Source organism: Mesorhizobium sp. Cs1299R1N3, assembly GCF_037179625.1.
GTDB lineage: Bacteria > Pseudomonadota > Alphaproteobacteria > Rhizobiales > Rhizobiaceae > Mesorhizobium > Mesorhizobium salmacidum.
Genome location: NZ_JAPYKQ010000020.1, coordinates 13,762 through 34,780, shown reverse-complemented (window position 1 = coordinate 34,780; position 21,019 = coordinate 13,762). Strand labels below are relative to the sequence as shown.

General features: G+C 62.8%; 19 protein-coding genes and 2 pseudogenes. 14 read left to right on the top strand and 7 right to left on the bottom strand.

Annotated elements, in window-relative coordinates; genetic code table 11:
• Window positions 1-8: 8 nt before the first annotated feature.
• Complete coding sequence (locus O7B34_RS27970; protein ID WP_337149053.1) at window positions 9-662, top strand: hydrolase; 654 nt, start codon at window positions 9-11, stop codon at window positions 660-662.
• Window positions 663-827: 165 nt separating this feature from the next.
• Here O7B34_RS27970 and O7B34_RS27965 read toward each other — a convergent pair whose 3' ends face one another.
• Complete coding sequence (locus O7B34_RS27965) at window positions 828-1,511, bottom strand: GntR family transcriptional regulator (protein WP_337149052.1); 684 nt, start codon at window positions 1,509-1,511, stop codon at window positions 828-830.
• A 310-nt stretch (window positions 1,512-1,821) separates the two neighbouring features.
• Here O7B34_RS27965 and O7B34_RS27960 point away from each other — a divergent pair, with 310 nt between their 5' ends.
• From O7B34_RS27960 to atzF, 8 genes are read left to right on the top strand one after another with little or no spacing between them, the layout of a single operon-like run.
• Window positions 1,822-2,949 carry a BMP family ABC transporter substrate-binding protein gene (locus O7B34_RS27960; protein WP_337149050.1) on the top strand — a complete coding sequence of 376 codons (1,128 nt, stop codon included), beginning with the start codon at window positions 1,822-1,824 and terminating at the stop codon, window positions 2,947-2,949.
• Between the two features lie 45 nt (window positions 2,950-2,994).
• A complete protein-coding gene (locus O7B34_RS27955; RefSeq protein ID WP_337139019.1) occupies window positions 2,995-4,110 on the top strand; it encodes an ABC transporter permease in 1,116 nt (371 codons plus the stop codon).
• The gene (locus tag O7B34_RS27950; RefSeq protein ID WP_337149048.1) at window positions 4,110-5,036 is read left to right on the top strand and encodes an ABC transporter permease; all 927 of its coding nucleotides are present in this window, start codon (window positions 4,110-4,112) and stop codon (window positions 5,034-5,036) included. Before O7B34_RS27955 ends, O7B34_RS27950 begins: the two co-directional genes overlap by 1 nt.
• Window positions 5,037-5,050: 14 nt before the next feature.
• Window positions 5,051-5,752 carry a biuret amidohydrolase gene (biuH, locus tag O7B34_RS27945; protein WP_337149047.1) on the top strand — a complete coding sequence of 234 codons (702 nt, stop codon included), beginning with the start codon at window positions 5,051-5,053 and terminating at the stop codon, window positions 5,750-5,752.
• Window positions 5,753-5,762: 10 nt separating this feature from the next.
• Window positions 5,763-7,292: an ABC transporter ATP-binding protein gene (locus O7B34_RS27940; RefSeq protein ID WP_337149046.1), complete on the top strand. Its 1,530-nt coding sequence runs from the start codon at window positions 5,763-5,765 to the stop codon at window positions 7,290-7,292.
• Window positions 7,292-7,960, top strand: a complete 669-nt coding sequence (locus O7B34_RS27935) for a cysteine hydrolase family protein (protein WP_337149045.1) — start codon at window positions 7,292-7,294, stop codon at window positions 7,958-7,960. Before O7B34_RS27940 ends, O7B34_RS27935 begins: the two co-directional genes overlap by 1 nt.
• Window positions 7,953-8,303: a cupin domain-containing protein gene (locus O7B34_RS27930; protein ID WP_027144369.1), complete on the top strand. Its 351-nt coding sequence runs from the start codon at window positions 7,953-7,955 to the stop codon at window positions 8,301-8,303. Before O7B34_RS27935 ends, O7B34_RS27930 begins: the two co-directional genes overlap by 8 nt.
• The gene (gene atzF, locus O7B34_RS27925; protein WP_337149044.1) at window positions 8,300-10,099 is read left to right on the top strand and encodes an allophanate hydrolase; all 1,800 of its coding nucleotides are present in this window, start codon (window positions 8,300-8,302) and stop codon (window positions 10,097-10,099) included. Before O7B34_RS27930 ends, atzF begins: the two co-directional genes overlap by 4 nt.
• A 258-nt stretch (window positions 10,100-10,357) precedes the next feature.
• Here the strand turns inward: atzF and O7B34_RS27920 are convergent.
• Window positions 10,358-12,045: pseudogene (locus O7B34_RS27920) on the bottom strand (DUF4158 domain-containing protein); the annotation flags it as partial.
• 149 nt (window positions 12,046-12,194) lie between these two features.
• On the opposite strand from O7B34_RS27920, the pseudogene O7B34_RS27915 reads away from it, so the two are divergent.
• Window positions 12,195-12,500: pseudogene (locus tag O7B34_RS27915) on the top strand (SMC-Scp complex subunit ScpB); the annotation flags it as partial.
• A 43-nt stretch (window positions 12,501-12,543) separates the two neighbouring features.
• Here the strand turns inward: O7B34_RS27915 and O7B34_RS27910 are convergent.
• Both O7B34_RS27910 and O7B34_RS27905 read right to left on the bottom strand, forming a co-directional pair.
• Window positions 12,544-13,014 (bottom strand): RES family NAD+ phosphorylase, encoded by a 471-nt coding sequence (locus O7B34_RS27910; RefSeq protein ID WP_337149043.1) that lies wholly within the window; start codon window positions 13,012-13,014, stop codon window positions 12,544-12,546.
• 52 nt (window positions 13,015-13,066) lie between these two features.
• Window positions 13,067-13,453, bottom strand: a complete 387-nt coding sequence (locus O7B34_RS27905) for a hypothetical protein (RefSeq protein ID WP_337149042.1) — start codon at window positions 13,451-13,453, stop codon at window positions 13,067-13,069.
• 203 nt (window positions 13,454-13,656) lie between these two features.
• Here O7B34_RS27905 and O7B34_RS27900 point away from each other — a divergent pair, with 203 nt between their 5' ends.
• Window positions 13,657-13,995, top strand: coding sequence for a hypothetical protein (locus tag O7B34_RS27900; protein ID WP_337139401.1), 339 nt, complete (start codon window positions 13,657-13,659; stop codon window positions 13,993-13,995).
• A 36-nt stretch (window positions 13,996-14,031) separates the two neighbouring features.
• Here the strand turns inward: O7B34_RS27900 and O7B34_RS27895 are convergent, their stop codons facing one another.
• Window positions 14,032-15,159 (bottom strand): helix-turn-helix transcriptional regulator, encoded by a 1,128-nt coding sequence (locus O7B34_RS27895; protein ID WP_337149041.1) that lies wholly within the window; start codon window positions 15,157-15,159, stop codon window positions 14,032-14,034.
• Between the two features lie 599 nt (window positions 15,160-15,758).
• On the opposite strand from O7B34_RS27895, the gene O7B34_RS27890 reads away from it, so the two are divergent.
• Window positions 15,759-17,060: a YadA-like family protein gene (locus O7B34_RS27890; RefSeq protein ID WP_337149040.1), complete on the top strand. Its 1,302-nt coding sequence runs from the start codon at window positions 15,759-15,761 to the stop codon at window positions 17,058-17,060.
• 94 nt (window positions 17,061-17,154) lie between these two features.
• Window positions 17,155-17,784, top strand: coding sequence for a hypothetical protein (locus O7B34_RS27885; protein WP_337149039.1), 630 nt, complete (start codon window positions 17,155-17,157; stop codon window positions 17,782-17,784).
• 79 nt (window positions 17,785-17,863) lie between these two features.
• On the opposite strand, the gene O7B34_RS27880 is transcribed toward O7B34_RS27885, so the two are convergent.
• Window positions 17,864-18,496 (bottom strand): LysE family translocator, encoded by a 633-nt coding sequence (locus tag O7B34_RS27880; protein ID WP_337139406.1) that lies wholly within the window; start codon window positions 18,494-18,496, stop codon window positions 17,864-17,866.
• A gap of 507 nt (window positions 18,497-19,003) precedes the next feature.
• Here O7B34_RS27880 and O7B34_RS27875 point away from each other — a divergent pair.
• Window positions 19,004-19,279, top strand: a complete 276-nt coding sequence (locus O7B34_RS27875; RefSeq protein WP_337149038.1) for a hypothetical protein — start codon at window positions 19,004-19,006, stop codon at window positions 19,277-19,279.
• A gap of 213 nt (window positions 19,280-19,492) precedes the next feature.
• On the opposite strand, the gene O7B34_RS27870 is transcribed toward O7B34_RS27875, so the two are convergent.
• Window positions 19,493-20,593: a RelA/SpoT domain-containing protein gene (locus O7B34_RS27870; RefSeq protein WP_337149037.1), complete on the bottom strand. Its 1,101-nt coding sequence runs from the start codon at window positions 20,591-20,593 to the stop codon at window positions 19,493-19,495.
• Window positions 20,594-21,019: the final 426 nt, after the last annotated feature.

Here is a 21,019-nt window from a genome sequence, read left to right as displayed (position 1 = left end):
AAGTCTTGATGACCCCTCGTAACGGCCTCGATTCGCTTCTTCGCCCCGAAGATTCGGTCCTCGTTCTGATCGACCATCAGCCTTATCAGCTCGCAAACCTGAACAGCCACGACCCGCATATGGTGGTCAACAACACGACCGCGCTGGCGAAGCTTGCAAAAGCCTTCAATGTTCCGACCATTCTCACCAGCGTGATCGCGGCGCGCGGTGGACTGCTTTTTAAGCAGATCACCGACGTATTTCCGGACCAGGAAGTCATCGATCGCACCTGGGTGAACACCTGGCAGGACGAGAATGTGGTGAACGTCGTCAAGGCGACCGGCCGCAAGCAGCTGATCATCGCCGGCCTGTGGACCGAGGTCTGCGTCGCAATGCCTGTGATCCAGGCCGCCGGCGAAGGCTGGGACGTGACTGTGATCACCGACGCGTCGGGCGGGATTTCGAAGGAGTCTCACGAAGTTGCCATCCAGCGAATGATCGCAGCCGGCGCGAACGTGATGACCGTGATGGCGCTCGCTGGCGAATGGCAACGCGATTGGGCGCGCACCGAGCATGTCGAGGAGCTGACCGAGATTCTCATCCAGCACTTCGGCGGCAGCGGCATCGCCTATCTTTGGGAGCAGCAGCTTCTCAACACGCCGGTGCCGAGCACGGTGCGCTGATTTTGGGTGGGGGTGACGAAAGTCTTGAGCGATCCGCTCCGAACAAGCTGATTGCTTATCGACCAGCGTCATCCCCTCCACAAGACGCTGGCCATGTCTGAATGCAAGCCGGCCGGCATCTCGCACGACAGAAGCGGCCGCGCTCATCGCCGTCTCACCGCAATGTCAGCTAGACCAAGGGTGTAGCGGCGCGGCTCGCGCGTGGTCGTCAACGACAAACACGGCGCTCGCTTCACTGACGATAGACACGTGTTCCATGGCGGCCTTGCCCGCGGCAGGGCCATCGCCACGCAGGATCGCGGTGACGATGGCGTCGTGCTCCTGCCAGGATTTCGCCAAGCGTCCGGCCAGCCTGAACTGGGCGCGGCGAAAGGGGGCAAGCCGGCTGCGCGTCATCGCGGTCAACTCGTAGATGTGCGTGCTGTGGGCACCGCGATAGAGTCGGCTGTGGAACTCGGTGTTGAAGTACTCATAGTCTTCCTCGGCACCCAGCCGTACCAGCCGCGCCGAGGCCTGATGCTCGGTCTCGAGCGCGCGGCGCTCGCTGCCGGTCATTCGCTCGGCGCAGAAGCGCGCGCATATGCCTTCCAGCTCGGCCATGCTCTCGAACATCGAGGCGAGGTGCTCCTGCGTGACGACGGCGACGATGGCGCCCCGGTTGGGCCGCCGCTCGACGAGGCCCATGGCGCTGAGTTGGCCAAGCGCCTCGCGCACCGGCGTGCGTGAAACCTCGAAGCGGGCGGCAAGCGAGACCTCGTCGAGTTTTTCGCCGGGACGCAGCACGCCGGTGACGATGCGGTCGCCGATCGCCCTCACCATCTGATCGACCGTCGTGCCCGTCCGGATCAAGCTGCGCTTTCCCGACAAAACTGCTTCGCCTCCCGTGCTTCGGTGTTCCAGGTCCCTGAAATCCTGCGGCCGAACGGCACGACCCCGACTCGGCCGCACCCTCTATGCCTATGTTTTAATCTGCCTGTCAAATTGTCTGTTTTCAAGGCAAAAAGTGCATGCAATTGCCTTTCGCTTGTGCATGCTGCCTCACGAGGATCATTGATTTTCTTTATGAAATTTAGCCGATCGAATTGGCACAGCGATTGCATGCACTTTCTTGAGAAGGCGTTAACCGACCCGGAAAGGGTCCTGCAGGGGAGCATAAGAGATGACCGACAGATTCATGCTTAGCCGTCGCCAGTTGCTCAAGACCTCCGCCGCTGGAGCAGCCTTAGGGCTTGCTTCCGCGGCCTTTCCCATCAGCAAGGCATTCGCCGCCGCCACCACCGTCGGCTTCGTCTATGTCGGGCCGAAGGACGACTACGGCTACAACCAGGCGCATGCCGAGGGTGCCGCAGCGCTGAAGGGCATCCAGGGTATCACCGTCGTCGAGGAGGAGAACGTGCCGGAGACGGTCGATGTCCAGAAGACGATGGAATCGATGATCAACCTCGACGGCGCCTCGCTGGTCTTCCCGACCTCGTTCGGCTACTTCGACCCCCACATGCTGGCCATGTGCAAGAAGTTCCCCGACGTGCAGTTCCGCCATTGCGGCGGCATGTGGGACAAGGCCAAGCACCCGATGAATGCCGGCTCGTATTTCGGTTATATCGGCATGGGCCAGTATCTCAACGGCGTGGTCGCAGGCCACACCTCGAAGACCAAGAAGCTCGGCTTCGTCGCGGCTAAGCCGATCCCGCAGGTGTTGCTCAACATCAACTCCTTCCTGCTCGGCGCACGCTCGGTCGATCCGTCCATCACTTGCCAGGTCATCTTCACCGGCGAATGGTCGCTGGCGGTCAAGGAAGCGGAAGCCACCAACGCGCTGGTCGACCAGGGCGCCGACGTCATCACCTGCCATGTCGACAGCCCGAAAGTGGTGGTCGAGACGGCCGCCGGGCGCGGCGCCTTTGTCTGCGGTTATCACGCCAACCAGAGCCCGCTGGCGCCCGAGAAATACCTGACCGGGGCCGAGTGGAACTGGGCCAAGGTCTATAAGATGTTCGTCGCCGACCTCGTCGCCGGCACGCCGCTGCCCAACTTCACGCGCGGCGGGTTGGCTGACGGTTTCGTCAAGATGAGCCCGCTCGGCCCCGCCGTCGGCGAGCCCGCGCGCAAGCAGTTCGACGCCACGCTGGCCGAAATGATGAAGGGCGGCTTCGCCGTCATCAAGGGACCGCTGAAGAGCAACAAAGGGGCTGTGGTCGCCACCGCGGGCCAGGCGTTCCCGGAGGCCGCCATCGAACTCGAAAGCATGGACTATCTGGTCGAGGGCGTCGTCGGCTCGACCGCCTGATCTGAGGGGAACGGGGCGATGACGGATACGGTGACAGGGGCCGGCATGCCGGCACTATTCGGCGCCAGGGGCTATCCGGCGGCGCTGGAATGGATGGCGCGGCGGGCAGAGACGTTTGTCATTCCGCTCGCGGCGCTGATCGTCGGCATGGCGCTGTTCAGCCTGTTCATCGCCCTGGTCGGCAAGTCGCCGGTCCTGCTCTACGAGACCATGTGGCGGGGCGGCTTCGGCTCGTGGTTCTCCATCCAGAACTCGCTTTCGCGGGCCGCACCGCTGTTGCTGGCGGCGCTTTGCGTGGCATTGCCGGCGCGGCTCGGGCTCGTTGTCATCGGCGGCGAGGGCGCTATCGTGCTCGGCGGCGTCGCCGCCGCTGCCATCGGCGTGGCGCTCAGCGGCGCGCCTTCCTTCATCGTCATTCTTGCCATGGGCGTGGCGGGCATGGCCGCCGGCGGCATCTGGATCGGTGCCGTCGGCGCGCTGCGCCACTACCGGGCGGTCAACGAAACGATCTCCAGCCTGCTGATGGCCTATATCGCCATCGCGCTGATGAACCAGTTGGTGGAGGGGCCGCTTCGCGATCCGGCCTCGCTCAACAAGCCGTCGACCCAGCCGCTGGCGGACATCTACCGCATCGGCAACATTCCGGGCATGGATGTGCATTGGGGACTGATTGTGGGCGTCGTCGCCTGCCTCCTCTCCTGGGTGCTCATCGAAAAGACGCGCTGGGGCTTTGCCGCGCGCATCGCCGGCGGCAATGTGCGGGCAGCGCAAGTGCAGGGGCTGGCCGTTGGGCCGCTCATCGTCGGTTTCACGGCACTCGCCGGCGGCTTTGCCGGGCTCGCCGGCATGCTGGAGGTCGCCGCCGTGCAGGGCAGCGCCAACGCTTCGCTCGCCGCCGGCTATGGTTACACCGGCATCCTCGTCGCCTTCCTCGCCCGCCACAATCCGCTGGCCATCATCCCGGTCGCCATCCTGCTTGGCGGCATCGATGCCTCGGGCGGGCTGATCCAGCGCCGCATGGACCTGCCCGACGCCACCGTGCTGGTGCTGCAGGGCATGATCTTCATCGTCATCCTGTTCAGCGAAACCTTCTACGGCCGCTTCAAGGCCTTCAATCCCGATCTCTGGACGAGGCCCGATCTCCCGAGGGGGACTGCCTGATGGACGCGACCGAGATCGGACTCTGGGGCGTGCCGCTCGCCATCCTCGGCGGCGCCATCCGCGTGTCGACGCCCTTCATCTTCGTCTCGCTGGGCGAGGCGATCACCGAGCGTTCCGGCCGCATCAATCTCGGGCTCGAAGGCACGCTCGTCTTCGGCGCCATGACGGCCTATGCGGTCGCGGTGATGACCGGCTCGCCCTGGCTCGGCCTCGTCGCCGCCGCCGGCGCCGGCCTCTGCTTCGGCCTGTTCCATGGCTGGATCTGCAAATTTCCGAAGGTCAACGACATCGCCATCGGCATTGCACTGATGCTGTTCGGCTCGGGTCTCGCCTTCTTCTTCGGCAAACCGTTCATCAAGCCGAAGGCGCCCAACCTGCCTGCCATTCCCTTCGGCGGCTGGTCCGACGTCCCGCAGGTGCAGGCAGCGCTCGACGTCAACGTGCTGTTCCTCATCGGGGCCGTGCTGTCGGTCGTCCTGTGGTGGGCGTTCCGCAACACCCGCGCCGGCCTCATCGTGCGCGTCGTCGGCGACAGTTCGGATGCTGCTCGCGCCATGGGCCTCAACCCCAATACGGTGCGGCTGCTGGCCACCGGGGTCGGCGGTGCACTGGCCGGCATCGGTGGGGCCTATCTGTCGCTCTACTATCCCGGCAGTTGGACAGAACGCATCTCGTCGGGCCAGGGCTTGATGGCGGTGGCGCTGGTCATCTTCGCGCGCTGGAACCCGCTCGGCTGTTTTGCCGCCGCCCTTCTGTTCGGCGGGGCAGGCGCGCTCGGCCCGGCGCTGCAATCAGTCGGCGTGACGCAGGGCTACTATCTGTTCTATGCCGCCCCCTACATCCTCACCCTCATCATCATGATCGCCACCGCGTCGCCGACACGCTCGCTCGCCGGCGCGCCAGGCGAATTGTCGATCACCAAATGACTGGAGTTTTGCCTGTGAACGCCAGAGCCGAAATCACCCAGCACACGATCGACGCAGAGCCTTATCCGTGGCCCTACAATGGCGATCTGCGGCCCGACAACACGGCGCTGATCATCATCGACATGCAGACCGATTTCTGCGGGCCGGGCGGCTATGTCGACCACATGGGCTACGACCTGTCGCTGGTGCGGGCTCCGATCGAACCAATCAAGGCCGTGCTCTCGGTGATGCGGGGCAAGGGCTACACCATCATCCACACGCGCGAGGGGCATCGGCCCGATCTCGCCGACCTGCCGGCCAACAAGCGCTGGCGCTCGCGCCGCATCAATGCCGGCATCGGCGACCCAGGTCCGTGCGGGCGCATCCTGGTGCGCGGCGAGCCGGGCTGGGACATCATCCCCGACCTCTACCCGATCGAGGGCGAGCCGATCATCGACAAGCCGGGCAAGGGCTCGTTCTGCGCCACCGATCTTGAGCTGATCCTCAACCAGCGCGGCATCGAGAACATCGTGCTCACCGGCATCACCACGGATGTCTGCGTCCACACCACCATGCGCGAGGCCAACGACCGCGGCTATGAATGCATGATGCTGGAGGATTGCTGCGGGGCCACCGACCACGGCAACCATCTGGCGGCGATCAAGATGATCAAGATGCAGGGCGGCGTCTTCGGCACGGTGTCGAATTCGAAGGCGCTCGTCGCGCAGCTGCCGTGAGGAGGGCGCTATGAGTGACAGCGTCAGAAAAGCCGTCGGCGTCGAAACCATCGGCATGAGCATGCGCTTCGGTGCCTTCACGGCGCTGGACGCCGTATCGGTGAAGGTGCCGGCAGGCTCGTTCCACGCGCTGCTCGGCGAGAACGGCGCCGGCAAGTCGACCTTGGTCAAATGCATGATGGGTTTTTATCACCCGACCTCCGGCGACATGCTGGTCGATGGCCGGGAGGTCAAGATTACCAGCCCCAGGGATGCCTCGGCGCTCGGGCTCGGCATGGTCTACCAGCACTTCACGCTGGTGCCGTCGCTGACCGGAGCGGAGAACCTTGTCATCTCGCGGGAAAAGGTGCCCGGCATCATCGACTGGCGCAAGGAGCGGGGCGATCTTGCCGTGTTCATGGAGCGCATGCCGTTCAAGCTGCCGCTCGACGTCAAGGTGGCGGAGCTTGCCGCCGGCGAGAAGCAGAAGCTCGAAATCATCAAACAGCTCTATCTCGGCCGCTCCTTCCTGGTGCTGGACGAGCCGACATCGGTGCTGACGCCGGGCGAAGCGCAGGAGGTGCTGGGGCTGGTGCGCGACATGACCAAGGCCGGCGACCTCACAGTGCTGATGATCTCGCACAAATTCCATGAGGTCACGGCATTCGCCGACGATGTCAGCGTGTTGCGCAAGGGCAAGCTGACGGGAACTGGCCGCGTCGCCGACCTCGACCACAAGGCGATGGCGGCGATGATGATCGGCGACCAGCCGATCGTCGCGCTTGACAGCCGCGCGACGCCGAAACCCGATGCCGAGATCGTGCTCAAGGTCAAATCGCTGAAGGCGCCGGATCGAACCGGGCTGAAGTCGATCAGCATAGAGGATCTCGGCGTGCGCTCCGGCGAGATCGTCGGCATCGCCGGCATTTCCGGAAACGGCCAGAAGGAGTTTCTGGAAGTGCTTGCCGGCCAGCGTCCGCGTGACGCCGGCGAGGTGTTGGTGCGCGGTGCCGCCTATGCCGCGACGCGTGCCGAGGCGCGGGCGCTCAATGTGCGGCTCATTCCCGAAGAGCCGCTGAAGAATGCCTGTGCGCCGAAAATGACGGTGGCCGAGAACATCTCCTTCCGCACCTTCGACATGGACGGCAATGGCAGGCGGGTGAACTGGATCAGCACCGGCGCCATTCGCGCCTTCAGCGCTCGCCTGGTCGAGCAGTTCAAGGTCAAGACCGCCTCGCTGTCCTCGCCCATCGCCTCGCTGTCGGGCGGCAATGTGCAGCGCGCGGTGCTGGCCCGCGAACTGACCGGCGACGTCGACCTGCTGATCGTCTCCAACCCCTGCTTCGGCCTCGATTTCTCGGCGGTGGCCGAAATCCGCGCCCGCATCATGAAGGCGCGCAACGCGGGTGCGGCCGTGCTGTTGATGTCGGAAGACCTCGACGAGCTCTTGGAATTGTCCGACCGCATTTTCGTCATGTCGGATGGCGCGCTGGTCTATGAGACGCCGATCGGCCGGGCGAGCGTGCAGACCATCGGCGAGCATATGGCGGGACATCATTGATGGCGGAAATCGACGCGCAGCCGTTCGCCTTTGCGTTCAAGCCCGACACGATGGCGCTGGTCGTCATCGACATGCAGCGCGATTTTGCCGAGCCCGGCGGCTTTGGCGCCAGCCTCGGCAACGATATCAGCCGCATCGCCGCGATCGTGCCGACAGTGAAGAAGCTGATCGAGGGGTTCCGCGCCGCCGGCCTGCCTGTGATCCACACGATGGAGTGCCACCGCGCCGACCTCTCCGACCTGCCGCCGGCCAAGCGCAACCGCGGCAATCCGTCGATCCGTATCGGCGATGTCGGACCGATGGGCCGCGTGCTGATATCAGGCGAACCGGGAACGGCGATCCTCGGCGAGTTGGCGCCGCTGCCCGGCGAGATCGTCATCGAGAAGCCGGGCAAGGGCGCCTTCTATGCGACGAGCTTCGGTGACGAGCTGAAGCGGCTTGGCGCACAGCAACTGGTTTTCGCCGGCGTCACCACCGAGGTCTGCGTGCAGACGACGATGCGCGAGGCCAATGATCGCGGCTATGAGTGCCTGCTCGCCGAAGATGCGACGGAAAGCTATTTCCCCGAGTTCAAGGCGGCGGCCATCGCGATGATCCGTGCCCAAGGCGCCATCGTCGGCTGGACGGCGATGACTGACCAGGTGCTGCGGGGAATCGCGAATGGCTAATCTGAGTTTTGCCGGTCTCGTCGGTGGCGGCTGGCGCGAGCTGGCGTTCGAGCCATTTCGCGACGGCATCACGGTGCATTGGCTGCTCAAGGGCGGACCGGTCGAGCCGTCGGTGGCGATCCTCGACTACCGGGCCGGCGCCGGCGTGCCGCGCCACCGCCACGTCGGGCTGGAAACCATCGTCGTGCTCGAGGGCACGCAGAGCGACGAGAACGGCGATTATCCCAGGGGCAGCGTCATCCTGAACCCGGTCGGGACCGAGCACTCGGTGTGGACCAAGGACGGCTGCGTCGTGCTGATCCAGTGGGACCTGCCGGTAATTATTCTGGGGGAGGCCACATGAGCGAGATCCGCTTCGATATCGTCAGTCTGCACGCGGCCTATGCCAGCGGCGTGACCGTCGCGGATATGATCGATGCCGTGCATGCCCGCATCGTGGCGGCTGACGATCCCGGCATCTTCATCCATCTGCCCGGGAAGACGGACATGCTGGCGCAGGCACAAGAGCTCGGACCGTTCGATCCAGCGACCAAACCGCTGTGGGGCGTCCCGTTCGCGGTCAAGGACAATATCGATGTCGCCGGCATGCCGACCACAGCAGCCTGCGCCGAATACGCCTATGTGCCGGAGACGGACGCTACTGTCGTGGCGCGGCTGAAGGCGGCCGGCGCGCTGGTCGTCGGCAAGACCAATCTCGACCAGTTCGCCACCGGACTGGTCGGCGTTCGCACGCCTTACCCGATCCCGAGGAACGCTGTCGATGCCAGCCTTGTGCCTGGCGGCTCGTCCTCAGGGTCAGCGGTGGCGACGGCGCGTGGCATCGTCTCCTTCGCGCTCGGCACCGACACGGCTGGGTCCGGCCGCATCCCCGCCGGCCTCAACAATATCGTCGGGCTGAAGCCGACTGTCGGTGCGCTCTCGGCCGCCGGCGTGGTGCCAGCCTGCCGCACACTTGACTGCGTCTCCGTGTTCGCACTCACCGTCGAAGATGCCTATACGGTGTTCGGCGTCGCGGCGGCCGAGGATCCGGCCGACGCCTATTCGCGCGCGATCAAGGTGCCGGCGCTTGCCGCCCGGCCGCCCGTGCTGAACGTGGGGGTGCCGGCGAAAAGCGACCTGAAGTTCTTCGGCGACGCTTCGATGCAGGCCGGCTTCGAGGCAGCACTTGGCCTTCTGGAAACGCTTGGCTGCCGGCTGGTCGAAATTCCGTTCGGCGATTTCTACGCCACCGCCAATCTTCTCTACGAAGGCGCCTGGGTCGCCGAGCGCTACGCGGCGATCAGCGACTTCATGGACGCCAAAGAGGCCGCCATGCATCCGGTGACGCGCAAGATCATCGGCGGCGCCAGAAGTCTTTCGGCGGCCGACGCCTTTCGCGGCCTCTATGCCTTGCAGGCCTACAAGGCGAAGCTCGCCCCGGTCGTCGCCTCGGTCGACCTCTTCTGCGTGCCGACCGCGCCTACGCACTACACCACAGCCGCGGTGCTTGCCGATCCGGTCGCGACCAACAGCCGGCTTGGCACTTACACCAACTTCGTCAACTTGCTCGATATGTGCGGCGTCGCCGTGCCGACAGGCAGGCGCGGCGACGGCCTGCCGATGAGCGTCACCTTGCTGGCGCCGGCCGGCCGCGATGCGCTGACGGCGATGCTCGCCCGCGACCTGCATGCGCGGAGCGGCCTGCCGCTCGGCACAACGGGTTGGCCGCAGCCCGGCCCGCGGCCCGCCGCCGTGCCGCCATGCGACGGCATGATCGACCTGGTGGTGGTCGGCGCGCACCTTTCGGGCATGCCGCTCAACGGCCAGCTCAACCAGCTCGGCGCGCAATTCCTGCGCGCGACCAGGACCGCCGCCGCTTACAAGCTCTATGCGTTGGCCGGCCAGTCCGTACCCAAGCCCGGCCTGATCCGCGTTGCCGATGGCGGCATGCGGATCGACGTCGAGGTCTGGCGGCTTGGGCCTGAGGCTTTCGGCCGTTTCGTCGCCGCTATTCCGGCTCCGCTCGGCATCGGCACGGTCGAACTCGACGACGGCACCCCCGCCAAGGGTTTTCTGGTCGAAAGCGCGGGCCTGGACGGTGCCTCCGACATCTCCTCATTCGGCGGCTGGCGCCGCTTTGTCGCACGCGGCAAAGTTTAATGGATTTTGGTAGCGGGAGACCGCTACATCGTGGGACCCACTATCGAGGAAGCGTAGTTTAACTTTCGGCGACGTTCACACAGGAGCAGCGAACTCGATTGATTGCGCTATGATGGAATCCGGCACTCGTCCCATGCAGCGAAATTTGGATGAACACCGGCCTTTGATGCGACTCTCTCTTGCCGTAGGTTATGCGATTGCGGAAATTGGGAAATCAACATGGCTTTCGGCGGCGCGAACGACAGAAATGATCTGCCGCGCCTTGCACGGATCTGCAGCAGAAGGCACCTCGCCGATGGTCGGCGTGACGATCAGCGTTTCGCCTTCAAGACGAACACCTTCGAGCTTTCCGGTTCGTGCCCGATAGGCAAGGCGTTTGAGGTTGAAGTCCAGCATTTGACGAGCTTCAGCCAACCAGGCCGCTCCATCAGCTTGCACGCCAAGGCCAAGTCGGTCTTCTTCCTTCATCGCAGTGAAGGTTGGTCGAGGCATGAGGTGCTCGTCGATCGGGCTGCCGTCGACCCAGACATCGGCCGAACGAAGCCTGTCTCGCAATGCGGCGAGTGTTGCAATTTCATAAAGACGGCGATCGGGCTTTCCCTGTCCGAAGATGAGTTTCCGATCGGCTTGGCTCAGGTGCGTGATCGGGACGCGCTCCGGGAGTGTCCGGCGCCTCTCCGAGTAGAGGCGTTTCAGCACACCGACCGCCGCAAGAAGTGGATCGTGTCGGCGGGCCGAGCGGAATGTGAACGCCTGCAGGAACGCACCTGCATATTTGTGGACGGTCGCATACTGCTCGGCTGCTAAAGCCAAGGGTGAAGCCTCGTTGTCTTCTACCATAGCGGCAAGCTCGGGCTTCATCCGAAGCAGTCGAGGCCAGCCAACTTCGCGGTCGAGTGTCTCGATCGCATCATCGCCATTGTCATTCGCCGCCTGGAGGGCGGATATCGTATCGAGGAACATCCGAAGAACCTTAGAGGTCTCCGGCCGAGCGTCCATGTGCCGCTGTTTCTTGCGATTGTTGGCTTGCGAGAACAACCGACCCATCAGCTTGATGAACATCGTTACGGCATCGTCGGTGAGCTTCTGACCGAGCTTGATGATCTGCGCCACGATCGTCGCACGCCGGCGATTTGCGCCGAAATCTGTGGCGAGCCACGCAGGAGTGGCATCGCCCTCCCGAATGATCTGATCCCAGCGTCCAGATGAAATACGCGCCTGCAATTGAGGATCGATTTCGAGCGTGTGCAGGAAGGCGATCCGTTCGGTCAGTCCAATTAGGTTCGAAGCACAGGGCGCGTCTGGCGCTGATCGCAGCCAATGGAATCGCGTTTGACCAACAGCCGGATCGACGTGGAGCAGAGCGTCGAGCGCTTCCAACTTCTCGGCGGCGATATCTTCGAGGAGTGTGATTTCTGCGCGTCGGCGTGCGATGGCGCGACCTGCCAATCCGATCGTCTCGATCGCCGCCTGAGAAGGAAGCAGCGCCCCGCGCTGCCGAAACGTAGATATCACGGCCGTAACGATCGGGTGCCCCTTGTCCCCGGCAGCCGATGCGTCGATAGCAGCCAGAAGTGCTGCACGCCGGTCGTTCTTGTTGGCTATGTGCAGGCTGAGATGTTCGGTCAGGAAACGGCTGTGCTCGAAACGTGTCTGCACCCGACGCGCGTAGATGGCGTAATCACACGAGTCTACGCCGAGCTGGTCGGCCAAGTAGCGGATGACCGCCGCATGAGGCTGCTCGTCTTCTCCCAGGAGACGCCCTGTATGCCGCATGACGCAAAGCTGGATGGCGAAGCCCAGTTTATTATGCGGCGGCGACGCACCTCACATTCCAACCCGTCAACTGGATCGAGAGTGTAGTGCCGGAGCAGACTATCCTCGTCAGCCTGGAGACCAAAAAGAACCTTTGCCTCAGCCGCATTGACCAGCCTTCTACGGCCCATTCGTTCGCTCCTCGCTATGAAGGAGCCGAGCCTATGGTTGCTGCAAGAGCGATCGCAATCGAGTTGGCAATCTTATCCAGAGGACAAACAGATGTTCGTGCTTCGTTCGACCTTAGCGTGTCTGGGAAAGCAAATCTTGTGCCGACCCCACCCGGGGTGAGCTCTCTTCCTTCTTCGGCAAGGAGGTGTCGCGCGACCTGATCGGCGTGCTGCGGGGGCAGGAGCTGATCGCGTCGGGTCCACGCTCGCCGCAGCCGGGCGCGCCCTACACCTATGTGACGACCAAGAATTTCCTGTCGCAGTTCGGGCTCGACACGCTGCGCCAGCTGCCGGATTTCGAGGCGCTCGAGGATGCCGGACTGCTGAGTAAAGAGAAGCTGCTGGCCGGCGATATTCCGGCCGGGTTGGGTGACGGGGAGGGCGAGGACGATGTCGTTGAGGACCAGGTGCCGTAAGGGGGAGCATGGTTGCGTTGCGACCACAGAGCGAGTCGATGACTCAGGACCAGGACGACTGGTCGTGCGGTAGCCGTTGTTCGGGATCATGGACCGTGACATGATCGCCGTCGACAAGACTGGCCGGAAAGATCGCCAGGTTGGTGCCGCCGGCATGACGCAGCGACGGGAACAGAATACCGCGCAGCCCGGTCGTGATGACCATGTCCGCAAGTTTCCACGATGGCGGGATTTTCTTGTCGATGCGAGCGATGTGGCGCCAGGCACAATCCCATTCCTTCCAGGCGTCGTCCCAGATGTCCGGGTCGAATCCCTGCGACAGATCGGCAACTTCGGCAAGCGTGATCTTGTAAGCGGCGAGGGTGGCTGGCGGAACAATGCTGGCGCCCTGCCTGTATTCATCGAGCGCTGTCTGGGTCGACCGGGACAGATAGAGCGCGCCTCGACACCTGGCCGATTGAAGCGCCCGCCATCGATCGCCGCGCCCGCACCGCTGATGGGCAGGAAAGCCCATTTGGGAGTCAGATAGCGATGGAAGATTTCGTCTGGACCGATGCGGGTGATCTTCACCCGCGCGCCCCGTTCTCGAGATCCCGGATAAAAGCCAGCACCGCCTCGACCTGGCCGTCCGCGACGAGCTCGGCCGCCGTGCGATGGCCATAGTCGGCAATCGGTTCGTTGCGATACCAAAAAATCGCCTTGTTGACGTCGCCGGTGAGTTCCGTCGCGGCCGAAATCACCTTCACCATCTCGCGCATCCTGCCCTGCAGGCGCTCCGACGACGGGTTACGGAGTGTGTTGCGGTGGACGCCGGTCAACTGCGCCAAATTGGCAACCTTCACGCCCAGCGCCTGTGACAGGCGCTTCGGTGAGATATAAGGTGTGCGCGGCTCCTGCAGGCTATCGACAAAGCCTGAAACCACTTTCGATCGTGCGAGCTGTGCGTGGACCATGACAATTCTCCGACCTCTCATACGCACAATATATGCACATTCCTACGCATAGCGGGCGCCGGGTGGGGGCGAAATCGTCGGGCTGGGACCGTCCCTGTCCACCGAACGGTGGATGACCCGAAATTCTTTTCGTGGTGGTCTGCGTCCACCTCTGTCCCAGATCCGATGGGCACCCCATAAATTTCTAGTTTTTGGAGAATACGATGACAATTGAGGACGATTGCGAATGTAATACAGTTTGTCCGCAATACAAGCATTGTATATGTATTTATCACTACGACGAAGGATATTGTGACTGCACTTGCGGGCCCCTGCAGATCTTATCTGAGCGAATCGCAAAGCGGCCGTCGCACAGCATTATTAATATCTGCGTAAAGGGTGCCGAATTGTCGGCCGTGGCGGAGTTCCTGAGCAGATACAGCGAGGAAGAATTGTTCATCCCGGCTGCGCGCGCGAAGACGATAATTTCGCTTGAGATCAAAAAGACAACGCTTGCCAGCGTGATCGAGCAAGTTGGTTTGCGGATCGGACTGCCTGGTTGAAATGAATTCTCGCGGCCGGGCCGCTTGAGTTCTTTTCTACGCCATGCCAGCCAGTGGCGACGCGAGCGACGCGGCGAGCTGAACCAGCTCGGCCTGCCGCCGCACGCCGGTCTTCTCGAACAACCGCAGCAGATGCGTCCTGACCGTGCTGCGGCCGATGTCGAGAGCATCGGACGTCTCCTCAACCGTGCGGCCGGCCGCGATCTGCTCGAAGACGCGCGCCTCGGCCGGCGTCAGGCTGAACAATGCCGCGACCAGCGCGGTCGGCGCGACAAAGGGCGTATCCGCGCGTGCGACAAACACGGCCGCGACCACGCTGGCATCGAACGCCCCGCGCCCCGGGCGCAGCGGCAGGACATGCAGGGCCCCGGCCGAGCCGTCGCGCCAGCGTATTGGAACTCCCAACCCCTTGCGACCGATGGCGCTCTCGTCCTGCGCCGCCTGGGACACCGCGACGGCCAGCGCGCTGGACACGGCGGCGACGTTGGCGCTGAGAACCCCGTTGCGGATGTTCAGCAGCTCGCCCGAGGCGACGATGTCCTGGGCAGCTGGATTGGCATGCACGACATGCAGGTCGGCGGTGGTGAGAAAGATCGGTGCTGTCAGCGTGTCGAGCACCGTCTGGAAGGTCGACCGGGCGATCGCCGCCATGTCCAGCAGCCGGTTGATCGTCGCGGCGCGCTGAAGATGGGGGATCAGCAATCGGGCGGCCTCGATCTCATATTCACCGATCGGCTCCGCACTCTCGTGACGGCCAAGGCCCAGCGACCCAAAACCACGCTCGTCGCGAGCGAGTCCCAGCCCCATGACATCGACCAACCCCCGCGGTTTGGCCCACTCCAGCGAGTAGCGGTTCGTCGCACTTGCCTCTGGATTGACGCGGCTCATCACCGCAGGCTGATCCATCGGCAGCGCCAATAGCACCGCCAGCCCACCCCACTGGTCGACAATGTCAACGGCGTAGTCCGCGATCCGGTCGACGTAGTCCTGCGGCATATTGCTGGTCACGTTGAGCAGCACTTCGCCCGACGGCAACGCTTGCAGGTTGAGGGCTGCGTTCTCGAAATCGAGCGCGATGCGAATCTCTTCAATGGCGACGGCCCAGCGCGAGGGATCGATCGCGGCGTCGTAGATCAGCCCGATCAGTTCGGACAACTGAGCCATGGAGAGAGGAGATCGCATCGCACCATACCCTTGCCGCACGGCAATAAAATCTTTGTTGCATCGCAATAAGATGAACACATGACCCGGATTGGGCAAGCCCCATTATCTCCCGACGGAGATGGTGATCCAGCATTGGGCGGAACCACCGAACTCTGGCAGTCGCTATCCACCGAATGGTGGAAGACGCGGCATTTTCTTTGTGTTCGTTTGCGCCGGTCGGGTGCTGCGGTCCTGCGCGGAATTTGGGGGCATCGGTGTTTGCAAGGCGAGTGCGGTTCGGGGACGGCAGCACAACCGTCAAGTGCGCAACTGCTTGATTGTCAGCCCAGCCGGAGCACCTCCCGCCCGGCCCGGCCATCGCGCGGGACCGCCTGCCGCCGGCAGGACGACTTGGTCGATTGTCAGGCAATGAAGCGAGGGCTTTGGACGTGATTGCAGAAACGGTTGGATGCGTGAGCGTATCGGAAGACGCTGGGGCTGGAACAAAAAGCAGAACAATCGCGATTAGGCGCCAGGTGCGAAAAAGCATTGGATCCGCCGCGACGGCGGTTTTCGGCGAGCTGGCATCCTCCCAAGTGCCGGCTCTCGGGACAGCAGTGATGGTGGCGGTCGCGGCCACCGGCTTTGTCGCCTTGGCGCCAGGCGCCGCGCGCGCGGCAGGAGTCATCTGCCAGGATTTCAATGGTGCGGATGGTGGAGCGGCTTTCGCGCAGACGTCACCCAGCGGCACGGCATGCGGAAGATCCGCCAATAGCGATGGTTTCCTCTCGACTGCGATAGGTGATGCCGCGGGTGCTTTCGGGGACAACAGCGTGGCGCTCGGCCTCAACGCGAGCGCCGGTGGACTTGTTTACGACCCGAACGCGGGCGGTCTGACCACCGACTATAACAATGCGAATACAACGGCCATCGGTACCGGAGCCCAGGCCGGAACCAGCGCGGTTGGCCAGGCCAATGCCACAGCGCTTGGTACTTCGGCCCAGGCGAATGCCGGGGACGCCACGGCCCTTGGCAGTTCGGCTCAGGCGAACGGCGGCAACGCCACGGCACTTGGCAACGCGGCCAAGGCAAATGCAGTGAATGCCGTTGCCATCGGCGCCGACACGAAGGCCAACTATAACAACTCCGTCGCCATCGGCGTGGGCGCGACAACGACGCACGACAATCAGGTCATGCTTGGCAATGGCCTCAACACCTACACGCTGACCGGTGTTGCTTCGGCAGCCAGCAAGGCCGCACAGACCGGCACCACCTATCTGGTGACTACTGACAGCGGCGGCAATCTGGCGGCCTCGACATTCGATGTCGCGACGCTTGCCAACCTGCCGGCCCAGGTCGCCCAGAACGGCATCGCCATCGCCAATCTGAACAGCACGGTGAGTAGCCACACGACGCAGATCAACGCCAACACCACCGAGCTCGCCGACCACGAAACGCGCATCACCAACAACACCTCACAGATCAGCTCCAACACCCAAGAACTCGCCAATCATGAGACGCGCATCACCAACAACACCAATGAGCTTGCGGTGCACACCACGCAGCTCGCGAACCTGGATACTAGGGTAACGACCAACACCGCCAACATCACCCAGCTCGACGGACGTGTCGGCGCGCTTGAAGCAGGTATCCAGAATCTCGGCGACCAGATCAGCGAAACCCGCACGGAGGCTCGTGCCGGCACCGCGCTGGCTCTGGCGACGGCGGGGCTGCGCTATGACGACAGGCCCGGAAAATTGTCGCTGGCCGGCGGCTTCGGCAACTTCAAGGGCCAATCGGGCCTGGCGCTCGGTCTCGGCTACAATCCCAGTCTGGATTTCCGGCTCAATGCCGCCCTGGCGGCGACCAACAATCGCGGCGACGTCGGCGTCAGCCTCGGGGCTTCGTGGACGCTGAACTGATCACGAGTGCGAAGGGGCCGCTGGCGGCCGCGTTCCCACAGACGCGGTCGCCAGTATCGCCTGCCGCCGGCTCGATTCGATCTCAAGAGGCCACATGAAGCGCCTACACATTTCAGCGACAGGGCGGGTGACGCTGACCGCCGTGGCTGCCTTGCTGTCGGCCGGCTGGATGACGGCATCCCCGGGCGTTGCGTGGGCGCAGACGAAAAAGACCGATAAGGGCGACAAGGTCCATGCGGCCCGCCCGGCCAGCATCGACCGCAACGGCGTGCTGATCCTGATCCGCGGCACGCTCCTGGCGCTCGATCAGGCCAACAAGACCGGCAACTACACCGTGCTGCGCGACCTCGGCTCACCGAATTTCCAGGCCAACAGCGCAGCGGGGCTCGGCGATGTCTTCGCCAACCAGCGCAAGCAGGCGCTCGACTTCGGCGCGGTCGCGGTGCTGGAACCGCAACTGACCCTGCTGCCGCAGATCGAGCCGAACGGCATGTTGCACATGGCGGGCTTCTTCCCTTCCGTGCCGATGCAGGTCAATTTCGAGCTCTTGTTCGAGCCGGCGAACCGTCAGTGGAAAATCTACGGCGTGTCGGTGAACCTCACCTCGGGATCACCGCAGGCGCCCGCCACGCCGGTGGCCGAACAACAGAAGCCCGACGATGCGGGCCCGCCGCCTGACGCTCCTTCCATGGCCGTGGTGCCGAAGACGAAAACAAAGCCGTAGCCGCGAGCGTTCGAGCTGTTCCTCGTTTCAAGATAACATCGACCGCTCGATCTTCTTTGTTTTGGGGCGCGAAAAATCCTCAAGCGCGCAGGGCGCTTGCGAACAGCGACAGCGCAAAGATCAGCAGGGCCGAACTGAAGCCGAGATTGACATAACGCAGCCCACGCGCGCTCAGCCGCTTGCGCAGATGGTTGGTGGCCAGTGTCAGCGTTGTCCACCAGGCCGCCGAGCCGAGCAGCACGCCGGCCGAGACAAGCGCCAGGGTTTTCCAGGACGGCATGCCGGCGCCCAGGATTCCCGGCGTAAGCGTGAGAAAGCCGACCAGCGTCATCGGATTGCCCAGCGTCCAGATCAGCCCCGTCACATAGGCCCGGCCCGACGGCATGCGACGCTGCAACGCCGTGTCCAGGGATGGCGTCAGCCGTGCCGCCGTCAGCGACATGTAGAGCAGGAATATGCCGGCGCAGAGCTGCAGCAGCATGTGCCAGCCCATCAGGACTTGCGCCACTGCCCCGAGCCCGGCGGCAGCGATGGAGGCATAGACCGAGTGTGTGGTCGCCGCCCCATAGCCGGTCGCCAGACCCGGCCCGATGCCGCCCGCGATGGTGCGCTGCACGCATAAAAGGCCGGTCGGACCGATGGGGGCCGCGACCGCAAAGCCGAGCAGGGCGCCTCGCATCGCACTGAGGACAAGTTCCGATGTACCCGACATGCTGATAGATCTTCCTTTGAGCGCACATCGTCGGGTTCCGGCCAGGCAAGATCTCGGCCATATACCGACCGTGGCTGGCAAGGGTCGTCCCGTTTTCGTGAGCTGTTCGACATTGTGGCGGAAGGTCGACCGTCGGCGGGGCTGACAAGCGGTCGTCTTGACATTTTCTCCAAATATTAGAGAAGTCTAACTTACGTGCCTTCGTGTATAGACGTCGCTCTATCCCGCGAGCCGACGCGCCAACTGGCGGTGGAGAAAATGTAGAATTCTCCTGATGCGCGTCGCACGGCTCCGAATTCAGTCCATCCTCAGGCTGGCGCAGCCAATCACAAAAGAAGCTGCCCAGCGTCCACCATTTGGATTAGGCTTGACTCTCGGCTGTCGTTTTTTCCAATCGTTTTCAACTGGCTTTCGGTGGGACCCACCCCTCTCGACTCCAGACATGTAAAATCGCGAGAGCGAACGAGGACTGACCCCGTTGAAGCGATTTCAGGGCCGCAGCACGTCATGCTCGACCGTGACCGCAAACCCGTGCCGCCCCGCGTGACCGGCCGGTCCCATCCGGCGGAGCGCATTTCAGAACTCATCGGCTCCATCTACGATTGCGTCCTCGATCCTGAGCGCTGGCCATCCGTCGTCGACGACATTCGACGAGAGCTGGAGTTTTGCTTCGCCGTTCTCGGGGTATATCCGCTTCCGGGCGGGGAAGTGATGCTCTGCGTTGCCACAGGCCTCGAGCAGCATAGAGTTCACGATCCGATCGCTCTTAGCGCAAGATTTTGAACAGCTCTTGTCCTGCCCCCAAAAGGCCGGAAAGCTTGGTCAGAAAGAACAATCCAAGCTGTTCAGGAGGCCGTCCGTGAGCGAGAGCCTGACAAAAGCGGGGATTTCGAACGTGTTATACGGCGAATTCTGCCGAGGAAGGCCAATGGTCCGGCTACTTCAAACGGAAGCGACGCTGGCAACCATAATCGGGAGTTTCGCAGGGCTTCGGAGCTACCATCCGGTGCGGGCTACTCTGTATTCGACAGCCGCCTTTCCCGAGCAGATGGATTTCAGACTGCGGGCGAACAATGAAACGTTCCCGAAGTAATTCGGGTATATTTTGACAAGCTTTTCGACATTGTCCACCTCAACCAAGACAGCCGTCAAATCACTCCCCCTTAGCGCGATTTTCCTCTCTATATCTTCCAACTTCCGCGCACCCAACATAAGTGTTCGGAATGGTTGGGCGGTGACGCTCTGATCCGTGCTATATTCCAACAAATGGTGCCGAAAATGTCCCGCCGACTGTTCGACATTCTCTGAGTGGAGGGTAAGATTCGTGATGTCTTCCAGTATACTTGTCGCACCTAGACGCCTGTTAATATCCCGCAATTCCCGCACTCGGTCATCGTGATCCGGAACACCGACATGAATGGGACACTGCTCAACATGCGCGAATTCCGCCGACATAAGCTGGAAAAGGCGTAGCCAATCCTGCTCGCCGTTTCCGTGCTTCAAATCCTGGCGCCGGAATAGCCCGACGGCCTCAACTGCAGTTGCCCATGAGTGCTGAAGTGTGGTCCGAACTTGCAATTCGATGCGTCGTCCCTCGAAAGCCTCAGTCTCGGCAGCTCTGGGTCGGTACTGCAGAACAATATGGTGACTCCGATAGCCGTCCGGCTTCGGCTCATCGATATAGTTAAATTCCCGACAGTGTATCTCGTGAGGGAACTTGTCTCGCATCGATTCGAGCAGCAAGCGAACACTTTTAATGTCGGGCATGATCGCTCGGCAGCCGCCGATGTCGTTCATTGTATCCAAATTGGTGGTGGACTCTCGAAGCTTTCGACAGATGGATGCCAGACGCTTCGGACGCGATGCCATGTCGCCCTTCAATCGCAGGGCTTTCATGTGGTGACCGACAGAGAACCGAACGCTCCGCATCGGCAGAAAGTGCGAGTCGCGCCAGCTATTGGCGATTGAGAAGATCCGCATCGTGTCCACGTACTGACCGGCGGTGGTGTCTTGTCCGAACTGCATAGGTTTTGCCAGCCGGTCGCCTGCCTTGCGAACGGCTTGCATGCTGTATTTAAGGCGCGGGTACTCAGTCATTGGACCACAAAGTCAAGGTAGGCCGCCTCATTCTGGACTGGGCGGGACGACCGCAAGAGAATCGGATCTCATGGATCGTATCGCTTTGTATACGCCAAGTCCGCTCAGAGCGGCTGGGATTGAAGCCGCAAAACCTCGTCAGTGCCTCCTCGAGTTGCGTCAGCGGTGACCTCACTGGCTCCTGCAACTTGAGCGCACGCAACATCACAACCATGCCGTTGCCGTGGCGTACGAACAGCGCCTCTCGAGTGATGCGGAGCACTTGGCCAATTGCGGACCTGACCGCCGGCTCTGGCTGAGACCAATCCAGTCGTCGGCCGCACCGTACTGTTCTCAAGCATCATGCGCATCAAACGCGCGCAGCAGATTGAGATCCACCGCTGCGATTCATATAGCGAATAACCCATACGAACATGCGCTTCCTCT